This window comes from Streptococcus sanguinis, assembly GCA_013378335.1.
GTDB lineage: Bacteria > Bacillota > Bacilli > Lactobacillales > Streptococcaceae > Streptococcus > Streptococcus sanguinis_I.
This window is the reverse complement of sequence record CP040556.1, coordinates 2,247,169-2,271,692: the sequence shown is the minus strand read 5'-3', so window position 1 is coordinate 2,271,692 and position 24,524 is coordinate 2,247,169. Positions and strand designations below refer to the sequence as shown.

The following is a 24,524-nucleotide window of genomic DNA, read 5'->3' as shown; positions in this document are numbered from 1 at the left end:
TACTCAAGGGAAGTCTAAGTTTGACACCGTCATCTGAGATTTTCAAAGAGTATAAAAAGGGAAAAATTATGATTGCAAGTTTAGTATTTATATTAGGTGTCGTATTTGGGAGCTTTTTCAATGTCGTCATCTACCGTGTGCCACTGGAAAAGAGTATTGCCAAAGGTCGGTCTATGTGTCCGTCCTGCGGCCATGTCTTGACTTCGGTGGAGCTGATTCCGGTTGTGTCGATTATCATGCAGGGCTTTAAATGCAAGCACTGCAAGGAGCCGATTTCACCGCGCTATCTCATTGTGGAGCTCTTGACGGGTCTGCTCTGGTTGGCCTCTTATCTGATTTTTCAAGATCAGGGGCCATGGATGGTTGTTTCAGCCTGTCTCTTGGTGTCGCTTTGCCTCATTATCGGTTATATCGATTTTGATACTCAGTACATCTCGGACTCGGTTCTGCTGGTTTTCTGGCTGAGTCGTATGGCTGTTACGTTTTTTACCAATGAGTTCAATTGGGATCTTCTCCTTTCGCTGCTAGTTGGTGCTGGCCTCTACTCTCTCATTTATTTTGGAGCCAAGGCTTATTACAAGAAAGAGGCTTTCGGGATGGGGGATATTCTCTACTTAGCTGCCCTGAGCAGTTGGTTTAGCCCCTTGAATACGCTGATTTTGGGATATGGTTCTTTCTTTGTGGCTGGAGCGATTCTCTTAATCGCAACCATCTTTAAGAAATTCAAATTTAAGTTGAAAGAAGAAGTCCCTTTTGGTCCGGCTATGAGTATCATGGCGGTCATCCTATATTTCTGGGGAGGAATCTAGGAAACCAAAAGCGACAATAGAAATGGATAGAAAAAATGTTTAGGAAGAAAAAAGTTATCATAGCATTAGCGACAGCTACTGTCCTTTCAAGCAGTATGTTGCCTGTCAGCCGCCTAGCGGCAAATGAAAAGGCCAGTCTGGATCCATCTTTAGTGCAGGTGTCAGATCAGTTTCAGGCCAAGAAAACAGGAGCAGTCGTCTTTTCAGAAGATGTAACAGTGCCAAGCACAGTGTCAGCCGATTTCATTGATAGTCGTTTGGCTGGCACGCCGATGGCTGGATTGGGAAAAGCTTTCAAAAAAGCAGAGAAAGATCATGGAGTTAATGCAATTTTTCTCGTAGGGTTGGCTATTCACGAATCGGATTACGGCCGCAGTCAGATTGCTCAGGCCAAGCACAACTTGTTTGGTTTCATGGCTTATGACTCCAGTCCTTTTTCCAGTGCAGGAAATTTCGCAACATTTGACGATGGTATAGATACCGTTGCTCGCTATCTTAGCGAGCACTATCTCAAGCCTGGCGGTCAGTTCTACAATGGTAAGAGCATGGCTGCTATCAATGTAAGATACGCATCTGACAAAACTTGGTCAAGCAAGATTATGATTCGTATTCGAAATTTTTTGAAAAAAGGTTAAGGAGGCTGGGACAATCGTGTCTCAGCTTGCTTTATTATAGAGAGAATTTCTTGGTGAGGTGAGTGATGGAGTTTTTGCTGCTCTCTGAGGCTCTAAAAATTCCTAATCATCCTCTCGGGACTAAAAAATAAAAAACTTGCTTCTGCGACATCGTCTTTTATGGCGAAAAATGACTTAATTAGGGGATTTATGAAAAGAAAGTTTGACGTAAGCGATGTTTTAAAGGAAGCCTGGGGACTGACTGTTGATTACTTTTTTGTATGGACAGCAGGGCTTGCTATCATTCAACTGCCATTTTTTATTCTGGCACTATTAATTCTATTTTTTTCTCCATTTACTTCTGGATTTCTTCCAAGTATGATTTTCTTTGGATTTCTGTGCTCTTTTATGATTGCTTATATCCATAAGTTTTCCTTGACCATGGTTCGTAATCCGCAGATGGTGCGAAGAAACTTCTGGAAGGCTGTTGGCTACAGTATTTCAGACGGCTTTTTTGGGCGTTTGCTTTCTGTGTCTATTTATGTCTTCATGTTTGTCTTGGCTATGTTACTTCTTTTTGTATACTTGAATCATATGTGGGTGCCTGGTTCAAATGTTCGGGAAATCTGGCATGCTTTGGCTATTTGGGCTGTAAATAATCAAGAAAAAATGACAAGTATACTCTTTCTGATGTTTTTGATAGCACCAATGTTTAACTTGTTATTCCATTTATTTTACAGCTATTTTGTAGCCTCTCACTTCTTCTTATTGCCCTATATTATTCAGGATACCAACTCCTCTGACAACCTTTTGCGTCCTCTGTCAGCTTTTGGCTGCTTGGGCAAGTCCTTTTCTCGTATGAATGGTCAGAGAGGGCGTTATTTACTGGTAGAGCTTGTCTTAAAGCTTATTCCTGTAGGATTGGGTCTAATAGAAATTTTGAGTTTACTTTTTGGCGATGGCGTGTCTAATATTGTGGGAATGATTGCTAGCCTGATTAATGGCTTTTTGCTGATTTATACCTTGGCAGCCCGCTCGGTTATGGCTGACATCCTGATGTCTTATGATCGGGAAATAGTTAATTTTGGAGATTAATATTTATGAAAAAATTAGAAAGGGTTTTAGGATTTAGGATAATGAACGATGAATGATGTAAAAGTAACAAGGATTTTCAGAGAAGCTTGGGTTTTTGTTACAGAATATTATTTTGTTTGGCTGAAAGGCCTTTTGCTGGTCGGAATCCCGCTTGCAACACTGGCTTGGTTTCTTTTTCCGCTGGTTTCGAGTTGGTCTTACCGGTCCATTTTAGTCTTGACCTGTTTAGCTTTTATAATTGCTTTCGGTTTTGCTTATGTCAATAAATTTGCCTTGACAGTGATACGAAATCCGCAGATGGTGAAGCTCTATTTTGGCTACGCGGTTTGGTACAGTATCTCAGATGGCTTGCTTACTCGCCTCTTTTATTCCTTCATTGTCAGTGCAGTTCAGGTCCTGATTCTGTACATGGGTTGGTCAGCAATCGGCATCAATCTTGGGGTGGCTAGTCTCTTTGCCTTTTATCGGAGGGCAGTAAGTCCAGAGGCCATTGTGATTTTCCAGTTTCTTTTTCCTTTCTTGTTCATGGTCTTTTACCTGCTCTTCACTTATCTGATTGACTCGCACTTCTTTTTGCTGTCCTATATCATTCAGGATACTAGCTCCAGAGACAATCTAGCCAAGCCGCTTTCTTTTTATGGCTGTTTGAGAAAGTCAGTCTTGCTGATGAAGGAGCGCAGGGGTCGTTATGTTCTGCTTAGCTTTTTTCTAGCATCTTTTGGTGGGCTGATTGGCTTGGGGACTCATCTCCTGATGGATCTGATAAGGCAGTATATAGGTCCCTTGCTGGGTGAGCTAGATGAGTTGCTTGGTCTGATCCAGATGATTCCTGTCCTGATTTTCAGTAGCTTTTACTGTGTATTTGTTCTGGCTGTACGGACTGTTTTTGCCAACGCCTTGATGGAAAATGACACAGAGGTGGTGGATTTTGGTGATTAATTCAGGAAGTCGAAAGTCCAGACAATAACTTTATAGAAACAGGAGGAAGGATATGAAATCCGTAACAAGAATCTTAATAACAGCTTTAGTGCTAACTGGGATTGGCTTTATCCCCCTGCCTTATCAAGTAGAGACCTTGAGACCGGCTTTGAATGCCAAAGACTTTGTCCAAGTTCAAGGAGGAACTAATCAAGGAAAAGGTCAAATCTATGTCATGGCTGTCGGTGTTTCCGATGCCCGGGTGTTCAGTCTCTTTTTGACTTTGCTGCCTAATTACAGGCTGGAAACAGAGTATGTTTCTGTGCCTGAAAACTATTTTGATAAGGAGAAGGGACGGGAAGAGCGAGAGAACAGCACTATGGGGTCTTCCCATCTCAATGCCTTGCAGGTAGCTTATCAAGCAGCTGGTCGTACTGTTGAGATTAGACATAAAGAGATTTTTGTGGATGCTGTCAGCCAAGAGACGCCGTTAGCTCAGGAGTTGCAGAAAGGCGATGTGATTTTAAAGATTGACAATCAGAGTTACACTAGCCCATACGACATTGTCGATCAGATGGAGCAGCGGCCAGTTGGCGATGTGGTATCAATTGAGTACAGCCGTAATGGTGTAATCGGTTTGGCTAGCGCTCCTGTGATTGTGGATGAGACAACTGGTAAGCCTGGTTTGGGGATTGCATTAGGTTCCAAAGCCAGTGTTGCCATGAATCCTCTGACGAAGTTTAAGAGCAACGGTGTAGCAGGTCCCTCTGGTGGACTCATGTTCAGTCTAGAGCTTTACAATCAGCTCGTGTCTGAAGACATTACCAAAGGAAAAACTATTGCTGGTACTGGAACGATTGACCACAAGGGAAATGTTGGCCGGATTGGCGGGATAGAGATGAAGGTCATGGCTGCCGATAAGGCAGGCGCTAAGATTTTCTTTGTTCCTGATGATACCATTGACGCTGATATTGCCCAGTACAATCCCAAGCTGCGCTCTAACTACCATGAGGCACTTCGTGCTTCTATCAAAATTAAGAGTAAAATGAAAATCGTCCCTGTCAAAACCTTCAACGAAGCTTTGAACTATCTCAGAGAGATGGAATAAGAGACCTTACTACTCTATGAATAGTCAATAGAAATACAAGCTCTTGCTAGTTATTTATCCGGCGAGGGCTTTTATTATAGAATTTTTTCAAATAATTGCCACCTTGGCACATAAATTCTTGCTTTCCAAATTGAAGTGTGATATATTTATAACATAAAGAGTGTTAAATATTTCTAACACCACGAAAGGAGTCTATCATGAAAAAAAGTCAAAAAACGGGTGGCCTCATTGCAATGATTGCCGCAGCTCTCTTTATTGATTTTACTGTTTTATTTGGTTCTAATCTTAGTTGGGGGCCTAAGTTGATTATTCTCGGTATTTCAGTGTTAGGTCAGATTGTAGCTATTTGGGGCTGGCTGCACATGAAACCATGGCCTCATAAGAGTCAGAAAGGTAAGGGAAGGACTATTTTTGACTTGTCTGCTAAGCTGTACACGATGCTTTTGTTTGCAGCAAGCATTTTTTATACAGTAGGGATTTGGGTTGCGACCCCAAGCGAAAGATTCGGCATTAAAGAATGGATTTTGGGAGTTGGCCTCGTTATTGAAGTGATTGTATTTTGCTTTTTTGCTTTTAAAAATATCAAGGAAACTCCAGACGAACGCTTCTATGCTAATCTAGCTAAGGCAGCTAGCTTGATGTTTGTTTTTATACTAGGCGCACTGATGATCCTAGCAGTCATCATTGGGTACATGGGTTCTCTCACTCTTTACATGGGCCAGCTCTTTATTAGCATAGCTGCCTTGATTTGCATCTTTGCGGTTGTCTATCTTATCTTAGAACGGAGAGGATAAGCATGGCCAAAGAAAGCAAGATCATCACTAATCTCAAATCTGTTCGTGAGTCCATGGGCATGACCCAGCAGGAGCTAGCCGACCGTATCGGCATGAGGCGAGAGACAATTCTGCACTTGGAAAATAACCGTTACAATCCTTCGCTGGAAATGGCTCTCAAAATTGCTCAAGTCTTCAATCTGAAAGTAGAAGACCTCTTTGAACTCAGACAGAAAGAGGAGGCATAATTCTTTTCGAGACCTGCTAGTGACATAAACGAGAATACTCTAGGCAGTTTGATGCTTAGAGTATTCTATTTGTAAATGAATCAGCATTTTTATCTTTTTCCAATAAATGCTATAATATGAGCAAGTATGTAGATTATAGAGGTATTAGGTTGGAAAATTGTGTTTATATCATTTCGGGTCCTCCAGGTGTTGGGAAAAGCAGTGTCAGTAAAGAATTAGCCTATTCTTTTAACAAGAGTGCTGTAATAGAAGGCGACATGATTTATTTAATGGTTAAAAGCGGCTTAGTAGCACCTTGGGAAGACGATGACTACTATATGGATTTATTCTGGGACAATATCATTAGCCTTACCAGTAATTTACTTGATAGAGGTATGACAGTCATCATAGAATATGTCATCTTTGAGGAACAAATCAAAAAAATTACAGATTTTTTAAAGGCTAGACAAACAAGATTAAAATACTGTGTATTGCTGGCAGAAGAAGAAAGGCTTAAAGAAAGGGATTTATCCAGAGAGGAAATAGAAAGAACGGGTGACTTATCAATCAAATCCAGAAAAGAGTTTCTAGCTAAAAATATTAATCCAGACTATTTACTTTATACGGATCATTTAGATATCAAAGAAACTATGAATGTCATAAAAACAGAAGATAGATTTTTTGTTTAAATGTCAATAAAAGAAAAAAGCCTTTGAAATCAACGTTTCAAAGGACTTTCTTTATCTCCATTATTTAACTTCTGTAAGGGTTAAATAATATCTTTTTCACAACCCTATAAACCTTGATATTATCATGTTCTGAATAATATTTTATTTTTTGAGAATGAAATCGTGATGAATTTTTAAATATTGATTTTGGTTTGATTCCAACTGGCGGAAAAGCTACTGCTCATGCCCCAGCCCTCATCGAAACAGAAGATGGTGGTTTGCTATGTGCTTGGTTTGCAGGTTCTTTTGAAGGAAGCGGCGATATTTCCATTGCAGTTTCAAAACTGGATCCAACAACCCAAGTCTGGTCTGAAGCTGTCATTGTTTCAAAAGGTGTGGATCGTTCAGAGCAAAACCCGGCCTTCTTCCGTGCACCAGATGGCTTGATTTGGTTGATTTATACATCGCAGTTGGGCCGCCAAGAGGGAAAAGACAATATGCAGTTTACTTCCATCATCATGGTTCAAAAATCATCAGATGAGGGTCAGAGTTGGAGTGAGCCAGAAGTCCTTTTCCCAGAAGAAGGAACTTTCTCTCGCCAGGCTATTCAAATTCTCAGCAATGGTCGATGGATTTTTGCTACATGGATTTGTGAAGATTTACCCGAGGGACTGACCAATGATCCAACTGAATTTCGTGTGTCTGATGATGCTGGATAAACTTGGAAAGTGGTCCGCATGCCAGATTCAGCAGGCCGTGTTCATGCTAATTTGATTGAAGTGAAGCCAGGACACTTAGTAGCCTTTATACGCAGTCGCTTTGCAGATAATGTTTATATTAGTGAATCTCATGATTATGGCGACAGTTGGACTGTTCCAGAAAAAACGGTTCTACCAAATAATAATACTAGCATCTCTGCAATCAAACTGCAAACAGGTGAAATTGCTCTTGCTTACAATGTAAATGCGACGGCTAATCCAGAGTTTGGTAAAGTTTCGTGGTCCGGATTGCGAAATCCTGTCGCTGTTTCCATCACTGAAGACTTCGGTAAAACATGGCCGATTGGACGTGTCTTTGAACAGGCAGAGGGCTATATTGGTGCCGAAAACAAGACCAACAACCTGCAATACGAATACCCAACTCTCTATCAATCCAAGGACGGCCTTCTTCATTTGGTTTATGCCCATAAAATCGCCTATGTGTCAAATATGTTCGCTTCTCACTAGAAGACCTGTTTGGAGCAAAACGTGAGACAGAAGGCCTTTATAACCCTACTTCTGGTGTGGGCGTTGAAAAATAATTTTCATTTTCTTGCAAAATAATTGAAAATTTTGCTATAATAGATGACAAATCGAGGGAGTAGCAGGCGACTTTAATCATGAGATTTGATTAAAGGTTACGATTATGTCGTCATTACGAAATTTTACATTTCCGGCATATTCTTAAACAGCGAGGCCTGTTTTTAATTAAACTGGTCTCTTTTTGTATGATTTTTTATATAAAAAGAGTCTTGTTAGCCATTTTTCCCTATTTAGAAGGAGGAGATTATTTTGTCTAAAGAACAAAATAAAGACTTATTTTACACACAAACCGCAGAAGAAGTCCTAAAGAACTTGGACTCATCTATCGAAGGTTTGTCAACTGCTCAAGCTCAAGAACGCTTAGCGACTTATGGTCGAAATGAATTGGATGAAGGGGAGAAACGAACCCTCTTGATGAAATTCCTTGACCAATTTAAGGATTTGATGATTATTATTTTGCTTGTGGCAGCGGCACTTTCTGTCATTACAGAAGGAATGGATGGCTTAACAGACGCTATGATCATCTTGGCCGTTGTTGTCCTCAATGCTACCTTTGGGGTTTATCAAGAAGGGAAAGCTGAAGCAGCCATTGAAGCTCTGAAAAATATGTCTAGCCCTATGGCCCGTGTGCGTCGTGATGGCAATGTGGTTGAAATTGATTCACGTGAATTGGTTCCTGGAGACATTGTTTTGCTAGAAGCAGGTGATGTTGTTCCAGCAGATATGCGTTTGATCGAAGCTGCCTCACTTAAGATTGAGGAAGCTGCCCTTACTGGTGAATCTGTTCCAGTTGAAAAGGATATTACCGAGACAGTTGAAGCAGAAGCCGGAATTGGTGACCGTGTGAATATGGGTTACCAAAACTCAAACGTTACTTACGGTCGTGGTACTGGAGTAGTAACAAATACTGGTATGTATACTGAAGTTGGTAAGATTGCTGATATGCTAGCCAACGCAGACGAAACGGAAACACCCTTGAAGCAAAACTTGACCCAATTGTCTAAGACTTTGACTTACTTAATCGTTGTGATTGCAGTCATTGCCTTATTAGTTGGTGTCTTCGTTCGTGGAGAACATCCTTTAAAAGCTTTAATGGTGGCGGTAGCCCTTTCGGTAGCAGCTATTCCAGAAGGTTTGCCTGCTATCGTTACAGTTATTCTGTCACTTGGTACACAAGTATTGACTAAACGGAATGCCATTATCCGTAAATTACCTGCGATTGAGACTCTCGGCTCAACTGAGATCATTGCATCAGATAAGACTGGTACTTTGACGATGAACCAGATGACAGTTGAGAAAGTTTATACAAATGGTCAGTTGATTGACGCTAAAGAAGGTTTGGATGCAAGCAATACAACGCTTCGTGTTATGAACTTTGCCAACGATACAAAAGTTGATCCAACAGGGAAATTGATTGGAGACCCAACTGAGACTGCCCTTGTACAGTTTGGTTTGGACCACAACTTTGACGTCCGTGAAGTCTTGAAGGATGAACCACGTGTGGCTGAATTGCCATTTGACTCAGACCGCAAGCTTATGTCTACTATCCATAAGGAAGCAGATGGTTCTTACTTTGTAGCCGTTAAGGGTGCACCTGACCAATTGCTCAAACGTGTGACTCGTATTGAAGTCAATGGGGAAGTTCGTCCGATCACAGAAAAAGATAAAAATGCTATCCTTGCAATCAATAAAGACTTGGCTAAACAAGCCCTTCGTGTCTTGATGATGGCTTATAAATACGTGGATGCTGTGCCAACCTTGGAATCTGAAATTGTTGAGTCTGACCTCATCTTCTCTGGCTTGGTCGGCATGATTGACCCTGAGCGCCCAGAAGCTGCAGAAGCTGTCCGTGTCGCTAAGGAAGCTGGTATCCGTCCAATCATGATCACTGGTGACCACCAGGATACGGCTGAAGCTATCGCCAAACGTCTTGGCATCATCGATCCAAATGATACAGAAGATCATGTCTTGACTGGAGCTGAGTTGAATGAACTCACTGATGAAGAATTTCAAAAAGTCTTCAAGCAATACTCAGTGTATGCTCGTGTATCTCCAGAGCACAAAGTTCGTATCGTTAAGGCTTGGCAAAATGACGGTAAGGTTGTTGCCATGACAGGTGATGGGGTCAACGATGCGCCATCTCTTAAGACAGCTGACATCGGTATCGGTATGGGAATTACAGGTACAGAGGTTTCTAAGAGTGCTTCTGATATGGTTCTTGCCGATGATAACTTCGCAACCATTATCGTAGCAGTAGAAGAAGGACGTAAGGTCTTCTCAAATATCCAAAAAACAATTCAATATCTTTTGTCATCTAATACTGCAGAAGTATTGTCTATCTTCCTTGCAACCCTCTTTGGTTGGGATGTATTGGAGCCAGTTCACATTCTTTGGCTTAACTTGGTAACAGATACCCTTCCAGCGATGGCTCTTGGTGTTGAGCCGGCTGAACCTGATGTTATGAAGCATAAGCCTCGTGGACGTAACTCAAGCTTTTTCTCAGGTGGTGTCTTGAGATCTATCATCTACCAGGGTATCCTGCAAGCAGCTCTTGTATTGGGTGTATACGGCTATGCCCTTCTCTATCCAGAGCACAGTACTTACGCTGAAATTCACGCAGATGCCTTGACTATGTCTTACTTGACTCTTGGTCTGATCCAGTTGGTACAGGCCTTCAACGTGAAGTCAGTTTACCAATCCATCTTTACAGTTGGTCCGTTCAAGAATAAGCTCTTTAACTGGTCTATCGTAGCTTCCTTCTTGCTCTTGGCAGCAACCTTGACTATTCCAGGCTTTACTCCCTTCTTCAAGCTTTCAATTTTGACTCCAACTCAATGGTTGGCGCCTATTATTGCTTCAGCCCTCATGATTGTTGTTGTAGAAATTGTAAAATTTGTACAGCGTAAATTGGGCATGGATGAAAAAGCGATCTAACGCAAGCACTGAAATGCTCTAGGCAAAAACTTTTGAAATGCTAAATTGTCAAATTAAGTTAGACTTTTCAAGTAACTCAGAAAAACTTGGTAGGGTGATTGATAATTCAATGATTTCCTAGGAATTCTATTTCTTTTATCAGCTATAGCTGATAAAAGAAATAGTAGTAAAATCCATTTGTTTCGGTAATCCATTTCGTCTTAATAAGCCATTAGAATGTTCATTGAGACCTCGTTGACCAGAACATCCTGGATCCGCAAAGAAAATATCAATGTCATGTGCATTCGAAATAGACTTCCAATTAGAAAATTCTTTCCCGCAATCAAAAGTTATTGACTTAAAAAGATGGCTGGGAACTTGAGACAACCATTGGTTGATGGAAACCTCAATATCACTTGCTTTCCGTCCATTAGTTTTCAGTGTGATGATGACTTTTGAGAGGCGTTCTACTAAGGTAATGACAGCACTTTTGTGTTTCTCGCCAACAATGGTATCCCCCTTCTAGATGACCAAATTCTGTCATAAAATTAGGATAAATAGCTGCTCTCTCACGTAAATCTCTGCGAAACGCTTGTTTTCCACGTTTTTCGCTATAACCATTTGGTTTTCTGTTGCCTTTCCAAGGGAGATCCTCTTTCTTGAAAATACCACGGTCTGCTAGTCGATAGAGAGTTCTCATAGAACAAGAAACCCTATCTGGATAAGTTCCTTTAATGACATCAAGGCTCCAATTTTGTTCTAAATGAGTTTGGATAAAATCTTTTTCTGCTTGCGTAAGCCTTGTTTTATTCCGACCACAGCGTTTCTTATTGACTTTATATCGGTTATAGTAATCATAAGCAGAGTGCCCCTCTTTCAGATAGTTGATGACAGTGTAGATTGTCTGTTTCGATCTTCCTAGTGAGTTCGCAATATCTGAAATTTTTATGTCTTCTTGATAGTAAGCCTCTATCATTACGAGTTCATTTGAGGTAAGATGAGTATAGGTCATTTATGTTAGTTCCTTTCAGACAAATGTGGTGTTTATCTGAGCCTAACATAGATGGCTTTTTCTGTCTAGCTTAATTTTACAAATTGGGAATATAAAAAAGTAAGCTCAAAAAATCTCTGTTCTTATTCTCATATCTCTCCAAACAACTTCCGTAAAATTTTCGGTGTGATACGTTGTCCTGGCCCTACGTAAGTATAGGTGTGCAGGTACATGGCAGGATTGAAGTTGAGTTCGATACAGGTGCAATTTGGTAGCTCCTTACTAGCAGGCTTGGTGTAGTCTGGGATAATCAAATCGACTCTACAGACCCAAGCCCCCATAGCAGTCGCCATATCGGCAGCTAGTTGTTTGTAACTCTCGCCCATCTGGTCAGTCATGTCAATGGAGTCGCCTCCAGTTGAGATATTAGAATTACCACGCAGAAAGGTTTGGCTACCTTCAGGCAAGACTGTATCAGGTGTGTAACCCTGCTGTTCTAACATGAGTAATTCAATATCACCCAGATTGATAATTTCAAGAGGTGAGCGATGGTCGCGACCACGCAGAGGGTCTTGGTTTTTCTTTTCGACTGAATCTCGGATGCTTGAACTTCCGTCGCCTACGACATTGGCCACGACGCGGAGCAGGACAGCCTCGCATTTTCCATCCAAGATAAAGAAACGGTACTCGGTCCCTGCCACAAACTCCTCGATTAGCACATGACTATCTTCCGAAAAGGCGATGTCTAGGGCTTTTTCATAGCCAGAAAGGCTAGCTGGCTCTTGGAAGATGGAAATGCCCAGACCGAAGTTGGTGGATTTGGGTTTGACAACAATAGCAGAGTTGGCTACTTGTCCGTAGTACCGCAAGGCATCGTCTTTGTTAGCAAATTCTGCTCCCACAGGTACTGGAAAACCAGCCTTGTCCAAAATCTTTTTGGTCACAACCTTATTAGCCATGGCCAGTGGAATTACGTAGTTATCTTTGGATGTCATATTGCCATTTTTGATGTACTCCACATGGTCACCATGCCAGAGTTTGAGAAATTGGTCTTCCTCATCTAAAATTTCTACGTTCAAGCCCAGCTGAATGGCGTCAAAGAGAATCATTTGGGTGGAGAGTTCCATGTTTTCATAGCCTTTGAGGGCATAAGGTGCTGTCCAAGCGTAGTCATGAAAGGCTTGTCCTTGTTGTTGGCCAAATTTTTCAAGGGACCCTTCTTCAACCTGCTCTGCTATTTTTCCAGAAAGGGTCAAACGTGGATCAAGAAGAGAGGCCTCCACCTCAGTGATAAGCTGGCTATAATAGTCATCCAGTCCAAAGTGGGCGGCGATGTCCTTCATGGCTGTCACGATAGGTTTGGCGTCAGCCTCTTTAGGAAGTGGTGTGTGGGGATGGCTGAGAGCGATTTGGTTGTTGAGAGTAGCAGCTACTGCCAATTCTTCGTCGACTTGCTCCATGTCGTCTAGCCACAAGAGTGCGAGTGCAAAGAGGCGGGTGGTGTCTAGTGTTTCTTGGCTGATTGCCAGTGGCTCAAAGGGGTTGAGGTCAAAGTTGCGGAACTCTAGATAGGAGATGCCCTTGGTCAAAAAGTCCCGGCTAGTCTTAGCACCGCGTAAACGGACGGCAGAGTAAAACTCTTTTTCGGCGGACAGTTGCCCAGAACCAACAGCGTTTTCGATGTCGGTCACGTATTGCTCCAGTGAAGAGAAGGAAATGTGAACATCGGGGGCATTGACATAGCCATAGTTGGAGTTACGAATCGACTGCACGCAACCAATTTCATCTGTCAAAAACCCTTTTTCTGCTAGCGAGTTTGCTCCGTAAAGGTAGGTCAAGAGCCAGCGATAACGCAAGAAGTTTTGAGCCAACTTGAGATAGAGGGTATTCTTGAAGGTCAGTAAATCATCATAGTCACTGACTTCAAAGAGCTGTTGGGTCAGATCTTTGCCGAGTTCAAAATTATAGTGAATGCCAGATATGGACTGGAGCAATTTGCCGTAGCGTTCTGCCAAACCAACTCGGTATTGATACTCGTAGTTGCTTTCCAACTGGGCAATCTGAATCTCTTCTTCTATAATCACAGGTGGCATGGATAAAGGCCAAAGATATTCTGACTTATCCATTGAGCGAATAGCCACATCGGTGATGGCCCCGAGGAAGCGACGAGCTTCCGTGGTCGACTGTGCTACCGGTGTAATGAGCTCTAGTTGAGGTTCGCTATAATCTGTCTGGATATAGGGATGGAAACTTCGAGAACCCAATTTTTCAGGGTGTGGCGTTTGAGTGACACGGCTTTCAGTACTGATTCGTAGAGATTCGCGCTCCAGACCAAAGGTAGCTTGTAAGATGGGAGTATTTGGGGATAATTTTTGAAATACGTTTGATAGGTTCATGATTGGGCCTCGAAATAATTAGTTTCTCTATTATTTTTTTATCAGTTTGTTAAATAAACTCAACTTTCTGCTACGGAGATGGAGAAGGAAATGCTCGAACGAATTGACTATTCACTTGCTTTTTAAATCTCTTAATTTAAGCAATTTTTTTAAAAGAGGTAGTATCATTTAGCTGCATAAAGGAGGTACTCTATGTTTATATTCGCTTTTCCAGGTATGGGAAAAACAACGTTAGCAAAATGTGATTCTAGGGTTGTGGATTTAGAGATGTCTGATATTAAGTACGATAATTCGTATGTCAGTCATTTGACAAAGGAAGAGCGTAAGTCCGTATCTCGGCCAATCAAGGACAAAAATTATAAACAAATTTATATTCAAAAAGCTATGGATTTACATCAGGAAGGAAAAATAGTGCTAGTTTCTCTGACTTTTTTGTTTAGAATGTTACTGACTGTTATTATCCGTGAGCAAGTTCCGTTTCATATATATATTCCACACCCTTCTCTCAAAGAAGAATACCGCCAGCGGTATATACGTCGTGGAAATAATGCACGCTTCATTTTTGAAGTAATGCTTATTTGGTATTTTAGCTTGATTCCGATAGTATTATTGTCAAAAGTATTCCCCCAATGGATAACGGTGACAAAAACTGGAGAAACGCTTTCGGATTATAAATTCGGAGAGATAAATTGCAAGAATAAGTCCAAATTTTATTGAATTTCACTCGTGAACGCCTCCTAAGCTGGTTTATAACCTAGACATTTATGTGGACACTGATTAATGGCATCTAGCGCTACAGTTAGCTCTTCTACCAAGGGATAACAGGCAAACTCTTTTCCTCTGTCAGATATAAAGGTCTTTAGAAAGTCTTTGGGTATCAACCTACACAGTTCTTGAATGGCTGAGAACATAGATTTTGAAGAGCGGTCAGGTATCTTAAAGGCTAAGTACAAACGTGTCTTTCGCTCGACAAAAGTTGCCAAACACCCTTTATTCTTTCCGCGAGAGGAGACGACCGTATTCAATTCCCAATGGCCGACTGTTTCTCTCGTTTTGACTTCTTTAGGACGTTTGGAAATAGAGGTGTCAATGGTAAATTTTCCTCGTGTTTCTAGAGGCAATCGACTTTTCCCTTTACGTCTTAAAACCGTCCCTGCATAACAGTTATAAACGATTTTAAAGGACACCATGGTCTTTTTTTCAAGTTTATAAGGCCCACAAATTTGTTCTGGAGACCATGAAGATTGTAATCGTTCATCAATTCAGGAGCCCAACTCGATTTTCTTCCCTTCTGCTTAGTCAGTTTCTCATAGTGTGTTTGTGCTACTTGTGCGAAGTAAGTGTCATTACAAGGCCTTAATTCTCTTGAAAGGGTTGATTTGTGAACTCCTAATTTTCTTGCTATTTGGATTGGTTTGAGGCATAATTCTAGGTAAGTCTCTATCTTAATTCGTTCAGTTATGGTAAGGTGGTGGTAGCTCATAGATTTCTCCTGTGTTCTGATCAGTGTGGTTACTTACAGTTTACACGAGGTTGAACTCTATGAGTTTTTTGAGCATTATATTTTACAACTTATCACTAAGGATGTAAAATAAAATCATGGTTAAGGATGAACTTCTTAAACAAAAAATATTTTTCGAGGTAAATAACGATGTCAACACTTAAAGAACAAGCTATTAACTATCTTAACGCAGTATTTAACGAAAAAGATCTTGCAAAAGTTGAAACTTTTTGGAAAGACGATATGATCCAACACAACCCAAGCATGCCAAATGGTTTGGATGTCCTTCGTGGATTTATCACATCAGAAGACAACCAAATTTCTTATGAACCAGGTATTGCTATGGAAGAAGGTAATATCGTTGCAGTGCATGGTCGCTATTCAAACTGGTTTGGAAAAACAATGATTGCGGTAGATTATTTCCGTGTTGAAGATGGAAAATTTATTGAACATTGGGATGTCATGCAAGAAGAGGTTCCAGCTAGCGAAGCAGTGAATGGCAATGCCATGTTTCCAATTAAGTAATGAAAGGGAGTAAAAGCAGATGAAACTTGAAGGTAGAACAGCTGTAGTACGTTTTGAAACAGGGTTTCAATTTCAATTAGAATACTTGGCAGACAATAAGATGACTTGGACTAGCCTTGCTGAAGATGGTTTGGGAAGTGAGACAGATAGGATTTATACAAAGGAATTGACAGATGACCTTATCAGTGTTAGCTGGATTGAGTCAACTGGAAATTCTATCACACATCATATCAATCTTGCAGAAGGGACAGTTTGGGCGTTCATGTCTTGGAATGATCCAGAAGCCTTTGGACAACGACAAACATTGACGCATTCAGGCACATTTGAATTTATTAATTAGGAGAAATACAATGGCACAAATCACAATTTTTGGACAAGGAAATATGGGACAGGCAATTGCTAGTCGTTTTGAAAAAGCTGGCAATACAGTTAATTTCATTACAAAAGACCAAGAAGCAGCTTCTTTTGGGGAGATTGTTGTCTTGGCAGTCCCTTATGGGGCAATTGAGGGCATTCTTTCAACTTATGCTAGCCAATTGGCAGGAAAAATTATAATTGATATTAGCAATCCAGTTAATTTTGATACCTTTGATGATCTAGTAGTTCCAGCTGATTCTTCAGCGGCTGCACTGATTCAAGAAAAATTGCCAACTAGTTTTGTTGTGAAAGGATTTAACACGACCTTTGGAGCAAGCTTGGCGACAGGAAAAGTAGCAGATCAAGCTATGACGACGGTTTTACTAGCCTCAGATCATGCTGATGCCAAGGCAAAAATTGAAGAAGTTTTGTCTGGAAGTGACCTTCGTGTCAAAGATGCAGGTAGTTTGAAACGCGCTCGTGAATTAGAAGCCATGGGCTTTTTACAAATCAGCTTAGCAGCGAGAGAACAAGTTTCTTGGACAGGTGGCTTTGCAGTTCTAGATTAATGAGCTTGGCAATAGAGGTAAAATTTGTCAACTTATTGGATGAAAAATAGAAATGAGTTTGGGACAAAAAGATTTCGATTTTTGAAAATCTTTACTATTAAGCTATTTAAATAAATGGTTTAAATTAATAAAAAAGCGACCAAACGAAGTTTTCTGGTATTTAAACTTCCTACAGCCAACTGTACTGTTGGCTTTTGTTCATGAGGAAGCCAAGAACACTATCGCTCAAGCTCTTGCAGCTAGCGACCTAGCGGTCAAAGACGCAGGCAGCCTGAAACGGGCACGTGAATTGGAAGCAATGGGTTTCCTACAAATCAGCTTAGCGGCTCGTGAACAAATCACCTGGACTGGTGGTTTCGCAATCTTAAACTAATTAAATAATAAACACAATTAAACTAAAAGGAGAATAATTATGACAAACACATTTCCACCTATCGGACACACATACAAAGCACAATTTGGCGACCTAGCTTATCATCTCAATTTTGATGTAGATGGTAAAACAATGACTTTTTCAAGCGTCGGTGATGCTGCACCTGTTGCTGAAGCGGTTGTGACTGTTACTTATACAGCAACAGAAGTTGCAGACAAGGTCTTCATGGTTACTTGGTCAGAGCCAGACGGTTCTACCGTTACTCACGTAGAAGATTTCAACCAAGACATTGTCTATACCAACATTACTCTACCAGACAATCAGTTCCTTAACTACAAAGGAACCTTTACAAAATTAAGCTAATAGGAGGAATACAATGACTACGCTAATCACAGGCGTTACAGGTGGACTCGGTGCTGCCATCTTGGAAAACCTTTCAAAATCTGTACCAGCTTCAGACATTGCCGTTTTAGTCCGTTCTGCAGAAAAAGGGCAAGTGTTTAAGGAAGCAGGCTATGATGTGCGGATTGGAGATTACTCTGATCAGTCAGTCTTAGAAAATGCCTTTGCTGAGATTGAGACACTGATGTTTGTTTCTGGTGCCCCAGGTCAAGCCACCCCTCGTGAAGTACAGCATCAAAATGTTATCGCTGCAGCCAAGATGGCTGGCGTCAAAAACATTGTCTACACCAGTATAACCCGTGCGGATACTTCCGCAGCGGTTCTAGCCCCTGACCACAAGGCCACTGAAATTGCCCTCCAGGCTTCTGGTCTCAATGTCAAGGTCCTGCGCAACAACTGGTACGTAGAAAATGAAATAGAAACTGTTCGTGCAGCTCTCGCCGGTCAGCCCTTTGTCCACGCTGGTGGAAAAGGCAAGGTTGGTTGGGCAGCTCGCCGTGACTACGCTGAAGCGGCAGCGCATGCACTAACGCAAGACTTTGACGGCTACCAAGTCTATGAATTGGCTGGAAAAGCTGTGACCTATGCTGACTTTGCTAAGGCTGCTCAGGCAGCGACTGGTAAAGACTTCCAAGTCCTCTCCGTTAGCCTCGAAGACTACAAAAAAGGCTTGGCTAAAGCTGGACTTCCTAAGGAAGCTATCTTTGTCCTCTCAGCCATCCAAGCAGACATCGCAGATGGTCAATTGGATATTGCTGACAGCGACTTGGAAAACCTGCTCGGTCGCCCACAAACTGACCTAGTAACTGCCATTAAAGAATTGCTATAAAAGTCAAGACAGACTTGCGTCTGTCTCAGAATGAAGACAAACATCGATTTTGATGTTTGTCTTTTTTATATGGCTCTTTGTCAAATAGTGTTGATGAAGAAATTTAGGAAGGGGAGTTTGGGACAAAAGGATTTCAATTTTTAAAAATCTTAATTATTAAGCCCTTCAAATCTATAATTAAATGCGAAAAGCGAACGAAGCAGAATTCTGATTACCAGAAAACTAGTTTTGTTCGCTTTTTATATTTGAGGTTGGACTTTTGTCCCAGACTCATTTTGCTTTGAAATGAACAGTTGATCTATGTTTTCCCCAATTATATACTATAATTGAAAGTAAACTGTGTCATAGGAATAAATCTCTTTCTAGTAATGTTTTGCAACTCTACTATAATGGATTTATTCCTTTTTGTGTTTACACAACTTATTTTACAATACCTCTACCAACAGCTCTATCTAAATCTTTCTTTTTAATCAAAATTTTAAAATTGCCTAATTTATAGAATATAAGTTTCGTAATAAAATTTTAATCTTTTTGTATAATATTGTATATTACACCCAATTTGTAAAATTAAGCTAGACAGAAAAAGCCATCTATGTTAGGCTCAGATAAACACCACATTTGTCTGAAAGGAACTAACATAAATGACCTATACACATCTTACCACAAACGAGCTTGTAATGATAGAGGCTTACTACAAAGAAGGTATAAAAGTTACAGATATTCTAAAAGCTCTTGGAAGATCAAAACAGACCATCTACAATGTCATCAACTATCTGAAAGAGGGGCACTCTGCTTATGATTACTATAACCGATATAAAATCAATAAGAAACGCTGTGGCAGGAATAAAACAAGGCTTACACAAGCAGAAAAAGATTTTATCCAAACTCATTTAAATCTAAGCTGGAGCCTTGATGTCATTAAGGGAGCTTATCCAGATAGGATTTCTTGTTCTATGAGAACTCTCTATCGACTAGCAGACCGTGGTATTCTAAAGAAAGAGGATCTCCCTTGGAAAGGCAAAAGAAAACCAAATGGTCATAGCGAAAAACGAGGAAAACAAGCGTTTCGCAGAGATTTACGTGAGAGAGCAGCCATTTATCCTAATTTTAAGACAGAATTTGGTCATCTAGAAGGGGATACCATTGTTGGCGAGAAACACAAAAGTGCGGTTATTACTTTGGTAGAACGCCTCTCAAAAGCCATCATCACACTGAAAACTAATGGACGGAAAGCAAGTGATATTGAGGTTTCCATCAATCAATGGTTGTCTCAAGTCCCCAGCCATCTCTTTAAGTCGATAACTTTTGATTGTGGGAAAGAATTTTCTAATTGGAAGTCTATTTCGAATGCGCATGACATTGATATTTTCTTTGCGGATCCAGGCTGTCCTGGTCAAAGAGGCCTCAATGAACATTCTAATGGCTTATTAAGACGAAATGGATTACCGAAACAAATGGATTTTACTGCTATTTCTCAAAATTATTTATCAGCTATCGCTGATAAAAGAAATAGAATTCCTAGGAAATCTTTAAATTATCAAACACCATACCAAGTTTTTCTGAGTTACTTGAAAAGTCTAACTTAATTTGACAATTTAGCACATAAAAGATTACTGTATGCTATAATTCACCTTGTGTAGTAGTATTTTGTACTATTATACAATATAGAACATTATAGGACATTTTATTCTATCTCTATAAAGTAATAAAGGAGTGTAAGCCCATGGAAAATGTTGTTATCTCAATTTTTCATATTGAAAGTGAAGCCTTTCAGGCCTTTTCAGAATTAAAACAATTTAGTCAAACTGAAAATACAAAATTAGCTCAGGCTTCAATTGTAAAAGCTGAAAATGGTGTTGTTAACGTCAAAGATAGCTTTGATTTGATGAATTCCCTAGGAGATGATTATTTCGAAGGCGGATTAATTGGTAGTTTAATCGGAATTTTAGGTGGACCACTAGGTGTTCTCTTTGGTTTTGCTGCTGGTGGAGCAATTGGCGCCTCCGTTGGTTCAGACAAAGAATTGATTAATTCGGCATTAATTACAACCGTTAGTAAAAAGTTGACTAATGGCGAAGTAGCTATTATTGCACTTGTACAAGAAATTGATGAATCTGTTTTAAATGCTATTTTTGAAAAGTATCAGGTTCACATTGCTAGGTGGGATGTCGCTACTGTTGCGGCAGAAATAGAGTCAGCTCTCAAAATTCAAGAAGATTTAGAGCATCAAGCTAAAGCTCGCTTAATTGCGGATAAAAAAGAAGCTCGTCGTGAAAAATTTGATAAATTGAAAGCTAATATTAAAGAGAAATTTTCGAAAAAAAATTAACAGACTGAAGAGTCTGAGGTAAAAAGATTTCGATTTTTGAAAATCTTTACTATTAAGCTATTTAAATAAATGGTTTAAATTAATGATAAATTGCAAGAATAAGTGCAACATTTACTTGAACTCATCCTCTAGAGCTTCACAAGCGGTTCTGTAAGCTAAACATTTTCGTGGTCGGTGATTGATCTCATATAAAGCCTTGTTCAAAGCCTCATCAGAGATAGCGGCTAAATCTGTTTTCTTTGGGAAATATTCTCTTAGTAAGCCATTTGCATTTTCATTGCTTCCTCTCTGCCAGGATGAATAGGCATCCGCAAAGAAAAAGGAAATTCCTAAGTTTTCTACCAGAGGATAGCAGGCAAACTCTTTTCCCCTGTCTGAAGTGAAGGTTTTAAGAGCCTCTTTTGGAAATAGCTTACAAAGTTGCTCGATGGCTGAAAACATGGATTTGGCTGTTCTGTTTGGTATCTTGAAAGCTAAGTAAAAACGAGTTTTTCTCTCTAGAAAGGTCGCTAGACACCCCTTGCTTTTGCCTCTGGAAGACACCACAGTATCAAGTTCCCAGTGACCAAAAGTTTCACGATTCCGGACCTCTTTAGGACGTTTGGCATTGACGTGCCAATCCTAAATGTCCCACGTGTTTCTTTGGGTTGTCGAGTTTTTCCTTTACGACGAAGGACGCTCAAATCCAGATTAATCAAACCAGCATAGAGCCAGTTATAGATGGTTTTAAAAACTACCATAGGCCTTTGTTCAAGCTGATAGCGGCCACAAATCTGTTCAGGCGACCAGGAGGATTTTAAACCGTTCTCAATTTCCTTTTTCAACTTTGGTGTCAAACGAGACTTCCGACCTTTTTGTCTAGCCCTGAGGTCATACTGTTCCTGTGCTAAGGTAGCGGAATAACCATTTTGGCATCGTCTTAACTCTCTTGAAATGGTAGACTTATGGACGCCAAGTTTACTTGCAATTTGGCAAGGTTTCAAAGCTAATTTCAAGTAGGTTTCTATCTTTATTCTGTCAGTTATGGTAAGATGGGAGTAGCTCATAGATTTCTCCTGTGTTCTGGTCAGTGTGGTTACTTACAGTTTACACCAATGAAACGCTATGAGTTTTTTGTTGCACTATATTTTACAATTTATCAAATAAAAAAGTGGTTGATACTTGCTAGAGATTGATATAGAGCCTACTTAGACTTTTCTAAAATGAAGTCTTATCAAACCAGATCTTACGATTTGTAAGTAAAAGAACAAATAACAAAAAGAGGAGCTTCACACTAAAGTTCCTCTTCTTTTAAATATCCGAATCATTATTCTTATTTCAAAAAAGGTAGTGATTCGGTTGATTTATATTGCAATGTAGTGAAATTTAGAATTTCAAAAATCGCTTTAAATCAAGATTCCTAAAGTCTAGTGACGTGTAGTGAATCCCTATTTAACCTCTGTAAACACAACGTGCTTGCGAAGTTTTGGTGAGTATTTCTTCAATTGAAGACGGTCTGGTGTGTTGCGTTTGTTTTTAGAAGTAAGGTACAAGCGTTCACCAGATTCTTTGTGTTCAAGTGTGATATTTACGCGCATGGTAGCTCCCTTCTATTATTCTGCTGCAGCAGCTTTGGCAATCTTACGGCCCTTGTAGTATCCTTTAAGGGATACACGGTGAGAGCGTGAGTAATCACCAGTAGTTTCGTCAAAAGTTACAGTTGGAGCTGTCACTTTGTAGTGAGTGCGGCGTTTGTTCTTCTTCGCTTTGGAAGTGCGACGTGCAGGTACTGCCATTGTTTGTTTCTCCTTTTAGTTTGTGAATTCGATTCAATTTGATGATTTTCATCAACTTTAACAGTATAACAAAACTTTTTTGTAAAGTAAAGTTACTTGACAGATTTTTTTCTTCTTTTTGAGAAAAACCTGAGCTTCTAGTTTTCTTCTTTTTGCTTGATAGGAAAAAGTTTCAAATTCGCCTCTATATTTTTCCAATCTTCTGAAAATTTAAAAATTTTCCTCTGTAAAATACAGCCTAAGTGTGGTATAATAAAGCACAAAGATTACTGTAATGAAAGGGAAAGCTATGACAGATAAGGATATTCGTCACAGAAGTAAGATTTATGACAGCATGGTTAAATCTCCTAACCGTGCCATGCTTCGCGCGACGGGGATGACTGATAAAGATTTTGAAACGCCTATTGTTGGGGTGATTTCCACTTGGGCGGAAAATACACCTTGTAACATCCATTTGCATGACTTGGGCAAGCTGGCCAAGGAAGGCATCAAAGCAGAGGGCGCTTGGCCAGTTCAGTACGGAACTATTACGGTTGCGGACGGGATTGCCATGGGAACGCCAGGGATGCGCTTCTCTCTGACCTCACGCGACATCATCGCAGACTCCATTGAGGCTGCCATGGGCGGGCATAACGTGGATGCCTTTGTAGCTATCGGGGGCTGTGATAAAAATATGCCAGGCTCCATGATTGCCATTGCCAACATGGATATTCCTGCTGTCTTTGCCTACGGCGGAACAATTGCACCGGGGAATCTGGACGGCAAGGATATTGACTTGGTTTCTGTCTTTGAAGGAATCGGGAAATGGAACCATGGTGACTTGACAGCTGAGGAAGTGCGCCGCATTGAGTGTAATGCCTGCCCTGGTCCTGGTGGCTGTGGCGGTATGTATACGGCTAATACCATGGCGACGGCTATTGAAGTTCTGGGCATGAGTCTGCCAGGTTCTTCTTCTCACCCTGCTGAGTCTAAGGACAAGCAAGAGGATATCGAAGCGGCGGGTCGTGCTGTTGTGAAAATGCTGAAAATGGGGCTGAAGCCGTCTGATATCTTGACACGTGAAGCTTTTGAAGATGCAATCACAGTGACCATGGCTCTGGGTGGCTCGACCAATGCTACTCTGCACTTGCTGGCCATGGCGCATGCGGCCAATGTTGAGCTGACGCTTGATGACTTCAATGTCATTCAAGAGAAGGTGCCGCATTTGGCTGACTTGAAACCATCCGGTCAGTATGTCTTCCAAGACCTTTATGAGGTCGGTGGAGTGCCGGCTGTGATGAAGTATCTATTGGCGAACGGATTCCTGCATGGCGACCGTATTACTTGTACAGGTAAGACGGTGGCAGAGAATCTGGCAGAATTTGCTGATCTGACACCAGGTCAAAAGGTTATTATGCCGCTTGAAAATCCAAAACGTGCAGACGGTCCGCTTATCATCTTGCATGGTAATCTGGCTCCAGATGGTGCTGTTGCTAAGGTTTCTGGTGTTAAAGTACGCCGTCACGTGGGACCAGCTAAGGTCTTTGACTCAGAAGAAGCTGCTATTGATGCGGTACTAGCCGATGAAGTGGTCGATGGCGATGTGGTTGTAGTTCGTTACGTTGGACCAAAGGGTGGCCCTGGTATGCCAGAAATGCTGTCACTTTCTTCTATCATCGTAGGGAAAGGTCAAGGAGACAAGGTAGCCCTTCTGACCGATGGTCGCTTCTCAGGCGGTACTTACGGCTTGGTTGTCGGACACATTGCTCCAGAAGCCCAGGATGGTGGTCCGATTGCCTATCTTCGTACAGGCGATATGGTCACGGTTGACCAAGATACCAAGGAAATTTCTATGGCGGTCTCTGACGAAGAGCTGGCGAAACGTAAGGCAGAAACGACTATTCCACCGCTTTATAGTCGCGGGGTACTTGGTAAATATGCTCACATGGTATCCTCTGCCGCTAAAGGTGCTGTTACTGACTTCTGGAAACCAGAAGAAACAGGTAAGAAATAGCCTATATATGACAAAAGAGAGGCTGGGACAAAAGTCCAACCTCAAATATAAAAAGCGA

Annotated in this window: 21 protein-coding genes and 5 pseudogenes; 20 read left to right on the top strand and 6 right to left on the bottom strand. The window is 40.9% G+C overall.

What is annotated here, in order from left to right; all coding sequences use genetic code 11:
• Nucleotides 1–68 precede the first annotated feature (68 nt).
• The 10 genes and pseudogenes from FFV08_11705 (at nt 69) to FFV08_11660 (ending at nt 10,447) form a co-directional block, all read left to right on the top strand.
• Complete coding sequence (locus FFV08_11705) at nt 69–809, top strand: prepilin peptidase (protein ID QLB53179.1); 741 nt, start codon at nt 69–71, stop codon at nt 807–809.
• A 35-nt stretch (nt 810–844) separates the two neighbouring features.
• Nucleotides 845–1,444, top strand: a complete 600-nt coding sequence (locus FFV08_11700; GenBank protein ID QLB53178.1) for a glucosaminidase — start codon at nt 845–847, stop codon at nt 1,442–1,444.
• 159 nt (nt 1,445–1,603) lie between these two features.
• Nucleotides 1,604–2,518 (top strand): hypothetical protein, encoded by a 915-nt coding sequence (locus tag FFV08_11695; GenBank protein ID QLB53177.1) that lies wholly within the window; start codon nt 1,604–1,606, stop codon nt 2,516–2,518.
• Nucleotides 2,519–2,566: 48 nt separating this feature from the next.
• Nucleotides 2,567–3,457 carry a hypothetical protein gene (locus tag FFV08_11690; GenBank protein ID QLB53176.1) on the top strand — a complete coding sequence of 297 codons (891 nt, stop codon included), beginning with the start codon at nt 2,567–2,569 and terminating at the stop codon, nt 3,455–3,457.
• Between the two features lie 52 nt (nt 3,458–3,509).
• Nucleotides 3,510–4,544, top strand: a complete 1,035-nt coding sequence (locus FFV08_11685) for a PDZ domain-containing protein (protein QLB53175.1) — start codon at nt 3,510–3,512, stop codon at nt 4,542–4,544.
• Nucleotides 4,545–4,741: 197 nt separating this feature from the next.
• Entirely contained in the window at nt 4,742–5,338 is a 597-nt protein-coding gene (locus tag FFV08_11680; GenBank protein ID QLB53174.1) for a DUF3796 domain-containing protein, read from the top strand.
• Nucleotides 5,339–5,340: 2 nt separating this feature from the next.
• A complete protein-coding gene (locus FFV08_11675; GenBank protein QLB53173.1) occupies nt 5,341–5,565 on the top strand; it encodes a helix-turn-helix transcriptional regulator in 225 nt (74 codons plus the stop codon).
• Nucleotides 5,566–5,681: 116 nt separating this feature from the next.
• On the top strand, nt 5,682–6,233 hold the full coding sequence (locus FFV08_11670; GenBank protein QLB53172.1) for an AAA family ATPase: 552 nt from the start codon (nt 5,682–5,684) through the stop codon (nt 6,231–6,233).
• Nucleotides 6,234–6,412: 179 nt separating this feature from the next.
• Nucleotides 6,413–7,512 (top strand): annotated as a pseudogene (locus tag FFV08_11665) (exo-alpha-sialidase).
• A 250-nt stretch (nt 7,513–7,762) separates the two neighbouring features.
• Nucleotides 7,763–10,447: a cation-translocating P-type ATPase gene (locus FFV08_11660; protein ID QLB53171.1), complete on the top strand. Its 2,685-nt coding sequence runs from the start codon at nt 7,763–7,765 to the stop codon at nt 10,445–10,447.
• 53 nt (nt 10,448–10,500) lie between these two features.
• Here FFV08_11660 and FFV08_11655 read toward each other — a convergent pair.
• Nucleotides 10,501–11,438 (bottom strand): annotated as a pseudogene (locus FFV08_11655) (IS30 family transposase).
• Between the two features lie 128 nt (nt 11,439–11,566).
• A complete protein-coding gene (gene gshAB / locus FFV08_11650; protein QLB53170.1) occupies nt 11,567–13,813 on the bottom strand; it encodes a bifunctional glutamate--cysteine ligase GshA/glutathione synthetase GshB in 2,247 nt (748 codons plus the stop codon).
• A gap of 192 nt (nt 13,814–14,005) precedes the next feature.
• On the opposite strand from gshAB, the gene FFV08_11645 reads away from it, so the two are divergent.
• A complete protein-coding gene (locus FFV08_11645) occupies nt 14,006–14,530 on the top strand; it encodes an ATP-binding protein (GenBank protein QLB53169.1) in 525 nt (174 codons plus the stop codon).
• A gap of 20 nt (nt 14,531–14,550) precedes the next feature.
• Here FFV08_11645 and FFV08_11640 read toward each other — a convergent pair.
• Nucleotides 14,551–15,296, bottom strand: a pseudogene (locus FFV08_11640) (IS30 family transposase).
• A 168-nt stretch (nt 15,297–15,464) separates the two neighbouring features.
• On the opposite strand from FFV08_11640, the gene FFV08_11635 reads away from it, so the two are divergent.
• The 8 genes and pseudogenes from FFV08_11635 to FFV08_11600 all read left to right on the top strand — a co-directional run bounded on the left by FFV08_11635 (nt 15,465) and on the right by FFV08_11600 (nt 20,698).
• Complete coding sequence (locus FFV08_11635) at nt 15,465–15,839, top strand: nuclear transport factor 2 family protein (protein QLB53168.1); 375 nt, start codon at nt 15,465–15,467, stop codon at nt 15,837–15,839.
• A 19-nt stretch (nt 15,840–15,858) separates the two neighbouring features.
• Nucleotides 15,859–16,179 carry a hypothetical protein gene (locus tag FFV08_11630; GenBank protein ID QLB53167.1) on the top strand — a complete coding sequence of 107 codons (321 nt, stop codon included), beginning with the start codon at nt 15,859–15,861 and terminating at the stop codon, nt 16,177–16,179.
• Nucleotides 16,180–16,189: 10 nt separating this feature from the next.
• Nucleotides 16,190–16,765, top strand: coding sequence for a diguanylate cyclase (locus FFV08_11625; protein QLB53166.1), 576 nt, complete (start codon nt 16,190–16,192; stop codon nt 16,763–16,765).
• Nucleotides 16,766–16,937: 172 nt separating this feature from the next.
• A pseudogene (locus FFV08_11620) lies at nt 16,938–17,138 on the top strand (diguanylate cyclase).
• A 39-nt stretch (nt 17,139–17,177) separates the two neighbouring features.
• Complete coding sequence (locus tag FFV08_11615; protein ID QLB53165.1) at nt 17,178–17,501, top strand: hypothetical protein; 324 nt, start codon at nt 17,178–17,180, stop codon at nt 17,499–17,501.
• A gap of 13 nt (nt 17,502–17,514) precedes the next feature.
• Entirely contained in the window at nt 17,515–18,369 is an 855-nt protein-coding gene (locus tag FFV08_11610; protein QLB53164.1) for an NAD-dependent epimerase/dehydratase family protein, read from the top strand.
• Between the two features lie 641 nt (nt 18,370–19,010).
• Nucleotides 19,011–19,955 carry an IS30 family transposase gene (locus tag FFV08_11605; GenBank protein ID QLB53163.1) on the top strand — a complete coding sequence of 315 codons (945 nt, stop codon included), beginning with the start codon at nt 19,011–19,013 and terminating at the stop codon, nt 19,953–19,955.
• Between the two features lie 137 nt (nt 19,956–20,092).
• Nucleotides 20,093–20,698, top strand: coding sequence for a DUF1269 domain-containing protein (locus FFV08_11600; protein ID QLB53162.1), 606 nt, complete (start codon nt 20,093–20,095; stop codon nt 20,696–20,698).
• 111 nt (nt 20,699–20,809) lie between these two features.
• On the opposite strand, the pseudogene FFV08_11595 reads toward FFV08_11600, so the two are convergent.
• The 3 genes and pseudogenes from FFV08_11595 to rpmF form a co-directional block, all read right to left on the bottom strand.
• Nucleotides 20,810–21,744, bottom strand: a pseudogene (locus FFV08_11595) (IS30 family transposase).
• 381 nt (nt 21,745–22,125) lie between these two features.
• Nucleotides 22,126–22,275: a 50S ribosomal protein L33 gene (gene rpmG, locus FFV08_11590; protein QLB53161.1), complete on the bottom strand. Its 150-nt coding sequence runs from the start codon at nt 22,273–22,275 to the stop codon at nt 22,126–22,128.
• Nucleotides 22,276–22,290: 15 nt separating this feature from the next.
• The gene (gene rpmF / locus FFV08_11585) at nt 22,291–22,473 is read right to left on the bottom strand and encodes a 50S ribosomal protein L32 (protein ID QLB53160.1); all 183 of its coding nucleotides are present in this window, start codon (nt 22,471–22,473) and stop codon (nt 22,291–22,293) included.
• Between the two features lie 289 nt (nt 22,474–22,762).
• Between rpmF and ilvD the strand changes: the two genes are divergently transcribed.
• Entirely contained in the window at nt 22,763–24,466 is a 1,704-nt protein-coding gene (gene ilvD, locus FFV08_11580; protein ID QLB53159.1) for a dihydroxy-acid dehydratase, read from the top strand.
• Nucleotides 24,467–24,524: the final 58 nt, after the last annotated feature.